The following is a 10,019-nucleotide window of genomic DNA, read 5'->3' as shown; positions in this document are numbered from 1 at the left end:
GTAGGTATATATCTTTTGATTATTCTCTTATGTACATATATTACGCTTGAATATCAGAAAAATAAAAATCGAAGAATTTTAAATGAATTTGGATTTTTTATTACATGAATTGTTCATTCAAAAAGAATCCATTTTGATTAATGTTCTTTTTGAATGGATCCTTTTGCTTATTGTACAGTTAGTTTTCTTTAAATGGATTGTGATTTTGAATAAAATTTTGTTTTCACTTTTTGATCAAACTTTGTTTTAAGGCCACACAATTCAGGATTAAGGTTTTTATGGAGGGGAAGTATAAAGAAAGAAGGAATATACATTGTTGATTTTAAAGAAGTAGTTAGCAGTAATTTGAGGTGAAGATGATTGTGATATTGCATTCCGTAAAAAAGAATGTTACTCTAAAAATAGAATTATGAGAGGACTGATGAATGAATAATGATTAACTAATCTATATTTAAATTTGAAATTAATAACTTCAAACTACAAAATATAGGGTTAGTCTATCTATTTTTTATAAATCAGTTCATACTTTATTTGTCATAATTCCAATGATTAATAAGGACTTATTAAGTATAAGTGAAAGACTAATCCTTCCAATTACAAATTGGGAGGTTTTTTTATTCTCTTATAGGTAAGTTGATATTTATTAATCCGTAACTGTAACCGAACAAATAAAGGAGAGAGAAAAATGAGTAATTCAGACACTATTGTTACACATGTAATGCTCTATATAAGTCGTTAATATCCATCACGCTTATATGGAGGAATTAAAAAATTGATGGATATTCCGACTTTATACGAAAAGTGTTGATATATAAAGGAGGAATTATTATGTCAATGATAAAAGTTCAAGACTTAACTTTTTCATACCCAGGTAGCTTTGATAATATTTTTGAAGGTGTAAACTTTCAAATAGATACAGATTGGAAACTGGGATTTATCGGTAGAAATGGGCGAGGTAAAACGACATTCTTTAATTTATTATTAGGGAATTATGAGTATAGTGGAAAAATTACTGCTTCGGTAGAATTTAATTATTTCCCTTACCCTGTTTCGGATAAGAACAAGTTTACTCATGAAATTCTTGAAGAAATTTGTCCCCAAGCAGAAGATTGGGAATTCCTGCGTGAAATATCCTATTTAAATGTTGATTCCGAGGTTATGTACCGACCATTTAAAACATTATCAAATGGAGAACAAACAAAGGTGTTGCTTGCTGCACTGTTTTTGAATGAGGGTCAATTTCTATTAATTGATGAGCCAACAAATCATCTAGACACTGATGCACGAAAGATGGTCTCTGATTATCTAAGGAAGAAAAAAGGGTTTATTTTAATTTCACATGACAGAATCTTTTTAGATGGATGCGTTGACCATATCTTATCTATAAATAGAGCAAATATTGAAGTTCAAAGTGGTAACTATTCTTCTTGGAAGTTAAATTTTGATAGACAGCAGGAACACGAAGAGGCTACAAATGAGCGTCTACAAAAAGACATAGGGAGATTAAAACAGTCTTCAAAGCGTTCAGCAGATTGGTCTCATCAAGTGGAAGCTTCCAAAAATGGAACAAGGAATTCAGGATCTAAGTTAGATAAGGGTTTTGTAGGACATAAAGCGGCCAAGATGATGAAGAGAGCGAAGAACCTTGAATCAAGGCAACAAAAAGCTATTGAAGAAAAGTCAAAATTACTAAAAAATGTGGAGAAAACTGAGTCGTTAAAATTAGAACAATTGAAATTTCAGTCAAATGAATTAGTTGTTTTGGCTGATGTGTCTGTTAAGTATGTTGACCAAATAGTAAATGAACCAATTAGCTTCATAGTTGAACAAGGGGACCGAATTGTACTTGATGGAAAGAATGGAAGCGGGAAAAGTAGTATCCTAAAACTAATTCTAGGACATCTAATACAGCATACAGGCTCAGTTAATTTAGGTTCAGGACTCATTATTTCCTATGTCCAACAAGATACTTCTCATTTGAAGGGATTGTTATCGGACTTTATTGAAGAGAACGAGATTGATGAGACGTTATTTAAATCCATCCTACGTAAGATGGATTTTGACCGAATTCAATTTGAGAAAGATATATCTCATTATTCTGGTGGACAAAAGAAAAAGCTGCTTATCGCTAAAAGTTTATGTGAAAAAGCTCATTTATATATATGGGATGAACCATTAAATTTTATTGATATTTATTCGCGTATGCAGATTGAAGAGCTTATTCAACAATTTAATCCCACAATGGTTATTGTTGAGCATGATAAGGCATTTCAACAAACAGTTGCAACAAAAACTATATCTATATAGTTCAAAGTGAATAATTGAAGATATAATCAGTAAACCAAGTCATTAAACTATAGGGCGCTTTAATGGAGTGATGAAAAAAGCCTAATTTCTCTACAATAAATTGAGAAATTAGGTTTTTTAATAGGAAAAGTAGGATACATATTAACAGAATGCACTCATAAATGGGAACATGCTATAAGACCATAAGGTTTTCCTACTATTTTAGTAAAGAACTTTTTTATACAAGGACAGAGCTTAAAATGAATTTTTTTAGGGAGCTTCTAAGAAGAATTTTGCTATTTGTTAGTAAAGATAAAAAGCTATTTGAGAATTAGGAACAAAGCATGAAACACTAGTATTCATGCTTTGTTCTTTTTTATTAAAATAAAAAAATACGAAAGATATGATGCTTCAGATGAAAAGAAGATTAAGTTTTAAAGCGGCTTTTATAGAAATTTGTCCTTATGGTACAAAAGTGTATACAGTTCATATTCTGTCCGCATACTTTACATTAGCTATATAATCCAATCGTGTCAGGAGAGATATTATGAAAGTCATAATTTTGTGCGGGGGGAAAGGGCTAAGGATGCAGGGGATTCTAAAAGATGTTCCTAAACCATTAGTCCGGGTTCAGGGAAAACCTCTCATTTGGCATATTATGAACTGGTATAGTAAATTTGGACATCAAGAGTTTATATTGCCATTAGGGTATAAAGGGGAACAAATTAAAGAATATTTCATGAATTATAATTGGAAAGAGAATGATTTTAGTTTAGATCTTGAGAAAAATCAGTATCAATTGCTTGAGAAAAAAGAATCGTGGAAAATAAAATTTATTGATACAGGAATAGAAACAATGACTGGTGCTAGGTTAAAAAAGCTTGAAAATCATATGCAAGATGAACTATTTTTATTAACTTATGGTGACGGGTTAGCGCATGTCGATATTAATGAGCTTATAAAATTTCACAAGGCAAACGGTAAAATTGCAACATTGACTGGTATTAGGAAAAATAGTCAGTATGGTTTATTACAGATTGAAAACGGAATTGCTACAGAATTTAAGGAAAAACCCCTACTTGATACTTTAATAAATGGAGGTTTTTTTGTATTTAATAAAGAGATATTTAGTTACTTAAGTGATGAGGATACCTGTATTCTTGAGGAAGAACCATTGAGGAATTTAATAAAAAATAACGAACTAGCGGTTTATGAATTTAATGGTTTTTGGATAAGTGTGGATACGCCAAAAGATCTGAAAGAAGCAAATGAAAGCTGGGACCCTAATAAAAATAATGAAAAGGAATGAAAAAATATTGAACATTCACTATGGAAAAGAGAATGTACCTCGCCCATATATTCCTCCTAAAGAAAAAATAAATTTTCAGCGATCTCGAAAGATTATTGTCAAAAATAGTTCTACACATACTACAGTCAATAAAAATATTCAATTAGATTCTAATAAGAACGTTAGACACGGCAATCATCTTTGCGTCATAGTAGGAACAGAATATGTTTTAAAGGTAATTGCTTTACAACACTCTTTAATGGAGAACACAAAAGAGTGTACATTGTGGATTTGTTGTATTGATTCATTTGCTTTTTCGATATTGAAGGAAATGAATTTGAATCATGTAATGCTAATAAGAGTAGAAGAAGTGGAGGATGATCAATTAAAAAGTATTAAGAAAGAAAGAAAAGTGAATGAGTATTGTTGGACTTTGAAGTCTGTTTTCATAGAATATTTGCTTGTAAATTATGAATTACCTTCCGTTCTTTATTGTGATGGTGATTTATGCTTTTTCTCTAATCCTGCTGTTATATTTGATGAATGGGGAGAGAATTCTGTTTTTCTTTGTCCTCAGAGGGATCGTGATTGGGTAGAAAAAGCATATGGCAAATATCAAGCAGGATTAATCGGCTTTAAAAATGATGTTTACGGATTAAAAAGTGTAAGATGGTGGAAGAATAAGTGTTTGGAGTGGTGTAGTGCTAATCCTGATAATGGAAGGTTTGGAGACCAAAAATATTTGGATAATATTCCTATTTATTTTCCGAAGGTAAAGATATCAAGAAATTTAGGAGTAAATGCAGCACCATGGAATTGTATTTACAATAATAATTTTAGTATTTCTAAAAACTCAAACGAAGTATATATTGAGACAGATCAATTAGTTGTGTATCATTTTGCATGCATTACAATTTTTAGTGAAGTGGAATTCGATCTTTGGTCCTTAGGAAAAATTGAAATACCTCATAATATACTAGATTGCATTTACACTCCTTATTTAAGCCGAATTCAATCCATTATTAGTGAATTAAAATTAAAAATGGGTGAAGAAGCAAATAAACTCTTAAGTAGTAAACATATTAAAGAAGCAACGACTCCATATAAGAATTCAAATTTAAGAAGACAAATGAATCAGTGGGATAATTTCTTGAATTTCTCATTCATTATAAGTCAAAAATATATTATTCAAGGGCTAACCAGTTACTATTCACTAGCAAATCAGGCAGAAAACTTTAAAGTATGGATTTGTTGTATGGATGATTTTACTTACGAAAGGTTAATAAAATTGCAGTTGCAACATGCTATTATTATTCACGTTAAAGAAGTTGAAAATCAAGAACTCCTTAATGTAAAGAATCAAAGAAGCTTAAAAGAGTATTGCTGGACGTTAAAAGCTCCATTTTGTCTCCATATATTGAAGCGTTACCCCGAAGTTGATCACATTATATACTGCGATGCAGATATGTACTTTTTTTCAAATCCTAACATAATTTTGAATGAATGGTGGAAATATTCCGTTTTTCTATGCGCGCAAAGAGGTACAACTGAACTTGAAAGCATACATGGGATGTATCAAGCAGGTTTAATTGGATTTAAAAATGATAAAAATGGTGAAGAAATTTTAGAATGGTGGAGAGATAAGTGTCTCGAGTATTGTGAAGATAAGTATGAAATGGAATTTAATAGATGGGGAGATCAAAAATATTTAAACCATGTTCCTGATGTGTTTTCTAATATTAAAATTATGGATCAAAAAGGGATTAATGCAGCACCATGGAATGTAATTTTGAATAACCAAGATACGATAAGGGTTAAAAACAACAAGATTTTTGTGACCGATGATGAATTAATTGCTTTTCATTTTGGTAGCATGCAAATTTTTAATATGAATGAGTTTGATTTATGGAAACATGAGTACCTTAAGATTGACGAACTCATTTTAAAGGAAATTTACGTTCCTTACATTGAAAGCATAAGAAACACATGTCATATACTCTATAGTAGTCTTACAGAACACCTTACCCCATTATATGTAGAAGCGTCCAATAAATTTTCAGTAAAAAACTATTTCCAATATTCTTCCCTACCAATTTAAATGATGACTTAGATTTTAATTTAAAAGATGTTTTTTATATTTTCACTCATATAAAAACGAAAAAAGGGTGTAAAAAATAATAATGAATAGCCTTTTAAAAGATAATAAGGTACTTGTTACCGGTGGATATGGATTTATTGGTTCCCACTTCGTACAAAGGTTATTAAAACTTCAGGCCAAAGTAGGCATTTTGACAAGAGAATCATCTAATCCGTGGAGGCTTACTAACGTATTAAGTTGTATGGAAGTGTATAAGGTAGATATACGAAATAAAATACAAGTTCAAAATGCAATCAAACATTTTAATCCAGATTATATTTGTCATCTTGCTGCATATGGTGTGGATTCAAACCATAAAGACTATACGAATGCTGTTGAAACGAACGTTTTAGGGACTATAAATATTATTGAAGCTGCAAAGTTAGTAGAATGTAAGAAAATTATTAATTTGGGAAGTAGTTCAGAATATGGAAATAAGACGGAATCGATTGATGAAAAAGCGGTATTAACTCCTGTAGATATATACGGTAGTAGCAAAGCCGCAGCTACTATAATTGCTCATCAAATCGCTAGCGAAAAAAATATTAACATCATAACCCTTAGACCTTTTGGGATATTTGGTGAAATGGAAGCGTCACATAAACTTTTTGCTCACATCATTTTACGAACATTACAAAATAGGAACGTCGATTTAACTCTATGTAATCAATTAAGAGATTATTGCTATATTGATAATATTGTAGATGTTTGTATTTTAGCAATTGAGAATGATACAGTGCAGAACGATATTTTTAATATCGGAAGTGGTGAAGTTCATCAATTAAAGTATTATGTAGAATTACTCTTTAAATACTTACAGACAGATAAAAAGCCGAATTATGGTGCACTTCCTTATAGAGAAAATGAGCGATGGGTTCCTAAACCGAATATTAATAAAGTAAAAAAGATGCTTTCTTGGGAACGGAAAATAGATGTTGAAGAAGGCATTATTAGAACAATTAGTTGGTATAAACAAAATCAACATTTATATTCAAATTTATAAGAAATTTTATAATTTAAAGGTGTGAAACGCTTGTTAAATGATAATTTTAATCATGTATTTCAAGGGAAAAGGGTTCTAATTACAGGACATACAGGCTTTAAAGGTTCTTGGTTATCGATATGGTTGAGGGAATTGGGGGCAACTGTTATTGGCTATTCTTTGGACCCTAAAAATAAAAAGGATAATTTTGTTGTCACGGATCTCCAAAGTGAAATCATTGATATACGGGGAGATATTAGAGATTTAAATAAATTAAATGATGTTTTTAGTAAATATAAACCCGAAATTGTATTTCATATGGCCGCACAATCGCTTGTTAACTATTCTTATCATCACCCTAAATATACGTACGACGTAAATGTTATGGGGACACTTAATGTATTAGAAGCAGTTAGATTACATGAATCAGTTAAAGTATGCATTATGGTTACTAGTGATAAATGTTATGAAAATAAGGAATGGGTTTGGGGATATCGAGAAAATGATTCTATGGGTGGCCATGACCCATACAGTTCTAGTAAAGGGTGTTGTGAACTTTTAGTTTCTTCTTATCGGAATTCTTATTTTCATGAGAAAAAATATGAGAATCATCAGAAAATCATTGCGAGTGTTAGAGCGGGCAATGTAATTGGTGGAGGCGATTGGTCTGTAGATAGAATCATTCCTGATTGTATACGTGCATTGGAAGACAATCAAAAAATTAAAATTAGAAACCCTCACGCAGTGCGCCCTTGGCAACATGTTTTGGAACCATTAAGTGGTTATTTACTTTTAACGGAAAAAATGTTGACAGAGGGAACTCGTTTTTCAGGAGCGTGGAACTTCGGCCCAAAACGAAGCAGTATTGTCTCAGTACAAGAAGTTGTTATGGGGATCATAAAGAGCTGGGGGTCTGGTAGTTGGGAAATATCAAATATACAAGAGGAAGAGTTTCATGAAGCAACATTATTGAATCTTGATATTAGTAAAGCAAAATTCAAACTGAATTGGAGTCCAAGGTGGTCTCTTCAACAGGCATTAGACAGTACGGTAGAATGGTATAAAAATTATAATATGAATATGAGAGAATTATGTGTAAAGCAAATTCAGCAATATTGTCAATCATAAGTAAAGGGAATAGCATATTTCATATGTTAGAAAGCCAATGATAAAAACGCGAGTGAAAAGGAACCTCGAATTACGTAAACTTGTAAAGAGTCGTTAATTCAAGGTTTTGTTTATTTTTAGCGAATGAATTCAATTTTTTTACTTCTGTTTTTTGAGAGTAAGGGTCTCCATTTTAGGGAATGGATAAGAGAACATACTGTTTATTTTATTTCTAGGTAGAAACTAATCCTAGTAGATAAAAACGTAAATAATTCATATGTTAAAAAGGAAGTGTAGCATGAATAAAGAAAAAAAGTATACAATTGTCGGCACTGATATTGAAGAAGTGAAGAGGCTCAATAAGAACTCTGGTCTAACATATAACGAGGTAAAGCAATTATTAGCAAAACAAATGAAGCAAAAGTGAATATGCACTTGGCTGTAAACACATTATTTACGGCCAAATGTATATTGTTATAACTGATTACATACTAGAAAGGCGTTTATGATAGGTGTTCGCTCTTTATAGGCAAGGTTAATTTGGCGATATTTTTTTTGTTTTAGTTTTTTTATTTCAATGTTTCTATGAGATTTAAAAAATAATTCAGGTCCCATGCTTATTCCAATGTTTTGTGAAACCATATTAACAATCGTTTCACAATTCAATACTTCTAATATAATGTTTGGGCATACTTCATGAGCGGACAAATTTTCTAAAACTAATGATTGATAGGGACCTTTTGGCATAATAAAGTCCATATTAGCAATAGTTTTTATATCAACTGTCTTTTCATTAACGAGCGGATGATTTTTCGGCAATCCTAAAACAATTTCATCTTTCGTAACAGGGATTGATTGGAATTGTTTTTTTGTATTTTCTTCAATAATAAATCCAACATCTACAGTGCTGTTATGAATCCACTCTACAATTTCTTTGTAAGTACCTTCAAATAGTATCACTTTAATTTCTGAATAGTTTTCTTTAAACTGTGATAGCATTTTGGGTAAGATTTGAGCGGCAGCACTTGTAAATGCACCTATTTTTAAAGTGCCCGCTAGTTGATTGTTTTGAAGAGATATTTCTTGTTTAATAATAGCTTCGCTGTTTAAAATTTGTCGTATATGGGGAAGGATTCGATCTGTAAAAGCCGTTTTTTGAATTTTTGCTTGTTTATTTCGATGCAATAAAGGATAACCAAATTCTTTTTCTAAACTAGAGATAGCATGGCTTACTGCGGATTGTGTCATGTTAAGTTGTTCAGCTGCTCTTGTAAAATTTCCTAGTTCAACTACTTTTTGGAGTACCTCGTATCTTGTTATAGTCATGAGTTAAATTCATACCTCCTATGCTAAATATTAATTTCACTAATTTTATTATACCCTTTACGATAGAAAATGGAAGAATTGAGAAAAGGGTGATGAGTTTGAGAAAGATCTTTTTATTAACAATAGGAATGTTTGCGTTAGGAGTAGACGCTTATGTAATGGCAGGGATTTTACCAAATGTTGCGGGTGAGTTTGATGTATCTATAGGGAAAGCTGGACAGGTTGTAAGTATATTTACATTATGTTATGCACTTGCAGCTCCTTTATTTGCTTCAATAATGAGTAAAACGAATGCAAAACATATATTATTAATAGCATTGTCTATTTTCGTATTAGCCAATATAGTAAGTGCAATTACTAACAATTTTATTATGTTATTAATTTCAAGAGGAATAGCAGGTATAGGTGCTGGTTTGTATTCCCCATTCGCTTCAGCTGCAGCTGTTACATTCGTTCATGAAAACAAAAGAGGTAGAGCGCTAGGAATGATATTACTTGGAATGAGTGCAGGAACGGTAATAGGTGTCCCTTTCGGTATATATATTTCGGATATGTATGGATGGCGAATGACAATATGGTTTATTGCTGTAATCGGTGTAATTGGAATATTAGGCTTATTGTTTAGGTTTCCAGTAATACACTCAACCCATTTGCCAACATTAAAAGAGCGACTAGCGATGTTTCAAAACAAAGCTATTTCATTGGTCATGTTTATAACGATGATACTAAGTTTTTGTAGCTTAGGTTTATACACATACTTAGACCTTATAATAGCTTCTTATGGATTTGAAAAATCAGTAGTTTTCATATGGATGTGGGGAATAGGTGGGATAGGAGGAAGTTTGGTTATAGGATATATAATAGATTTTTATAAGAAACCGAAAATCATATTA

8 protein-coding genes are annotated in these 10,019 nt (G+C 31.4%); 7 read left to right on the top strand and 1 reads right to left on the bottom strand.

All coding sequences use genetic code 11. The annotated features are described in order from the left end of the window. Positions 1 to 828: 828 nt before the first annotated feature. From V7024_RS10835 to V7024_RS10810, 6 genes are all read left to right on the top strand, one after another. Complete coding sequence (locus tag V7024_RS10835) at positions 829 to 2,307, top strand: Lsa family ABC-F type ribosomal protection protein (RefSeq protein WP_335519474.1); 1,479 nt, start codon at positions 829 to 831, stop codon at positions 2,305 to 2,307. A 526-nt stretch (positions 2,308 to 2,833) separates the two neighbouring features. Further along, positions 2,834 to 3,595, top strand: coding sequence for a sugar phosphate nucleotidyltransferase (locus V7024_RS10830; RefSeq protein ID WP_335519471.1), 762 nt, complete (start codon positions 2,834 to 2,836; stop codon positions 3,593 to 3,595). A gap of 7 nt (positions 3,596 to 3,602) precedes the next feature. Further along, on the top strand, positions 3,603 to 5,672 hold the full coding sequence (locus V7024_RS10825) for a glycosyl transferase (RefSeq protein WP_335519477.1): 2,070 nt from the start codon (positions 3,603 to 3,605) through the stop codon (positions 5,670 to 5,672). Positions 5,673 to 5,754: 82 nt separating this feature from the next. Continuing rightward, the gene (locus V7024_RS10820) at positions 5,755 to 6,714 is read left to right on the top strand and encodes an NAD-dependent epimerase/dehydratase family protein (protein WP_335519468.1); all 960 of its coding nucleotides are present in this window, start codon (positions 5,755 to 5,757) and stop codon (positions 6,712 to 6,714) included. Between the two features lie 30 nt (positions 6,715 to 6,744). After that, on the top strand, positions 6,745 to 7,821 hold the full coding sequence (gene rfbG / locus V7024_RS10815) for a CDP-glucose 4,6-dehydratase (RefSeq protein WP_335519465.1): 1,077 nt from the start codon (positions 6,745 to 6,747) through the stop codon (positions 7,819 to 7,821). A gap of 277 nt (positions 7,822 to 8,098) precedes the next feature. After that, positions 8,099 to 8,227 (top strand): hypothetical protein, encoded by a 129-nt coding sequence (locus V7024_RS10810; RefSeq protein ID WP_335519463.1) that lies wholly within the window; start codon positions 8,099 to 8,101, stop codon positions 8,225 to 8,227. A 47-nt stretch (positions 8,228 to 8,274) separates the two neighbouring features. Here the strand turns inward: V7024_RS10810 and V7024_RS10805 are convergent, their stop codons facing one another. Then, positions 8,275 to 9,126: a LysR family transcriptional regulator gene (locus tag V7024_RS10805; RefSeq protein ID WP_335519460.1), complete on the bottom strand. Its 852-nt coding sequence runs from the start codon at positions 9,124 to 9,126 to the stop codon at positions 8,275 to 8,277. Positions 9,127 to 9,224: 98 nt separating this feature from the next. On the opposite strand from V7024_RS10805, the gene V7024_RS10800 reads away from it, so the two are divergent. Further along, a partial coding sequence (locus V7024_RS10800) for an MFS transporter (RefSeq protein WP_335519457.1) occupies positions 9,225 to 10,019 on the top strand: 795 nt, incomplete at its 3' end.

This window comes from Bacillus sp. JJ864 (assembly GCF_036963045.1).
In the GTDB taxonomy this organism is placed as follows: Bacteria; Bacillota; Bacilli; order Bacillales; family Bacillaceae_G; genus Bacillus_A; species Bacillus_A pseudomycoides_C.
Note: the sequence above shows the minus strand (reverse complement) of the source record. Positions and strands in the feature narration are given on the sequence as shown.

What these genes read in the sequence shown, in the direction of transcription:
- V7024_RS10835 (WP_335519474.1), top strand. Translation starts at nt 829, where the DNA reads ATGTCAATGATAAAAGTTCAAGACTTAACTTTTTCATACCCAGGTAGC.
- V7024_RS10830 (WP_335519471.1), top strand. Translation starts at nt 2,834, where the DNA reads ATGAAAGTCATAATTTTGTGCGGGGGGAAAGGGCTAAGGATGCAGGGG.
- V7024_RS10820 (WP_335519468.1), top strand. Translation starts at nt 5,755, where the DNA reads ATGAATAGCCTTTTAAAAGATAATAAGGTACTTGTTACCGGTGGATAT.
- V7024_RS10810 (WP_335519463.1), top strand. Translation starts at nt 8,099, where the DNA reads ATGAATAAAGAAAAAAAGTATACAATTGTCGGCACTGATATTGAAGAA.
- V7024_RS10805 (WP_335519460.1), bottom strand. Translation starts at nt 9,126, where the DNA reads ATGACTATAACAAGATACGAGGTACTCCAAAAAGTAGTTGAACTAGGA.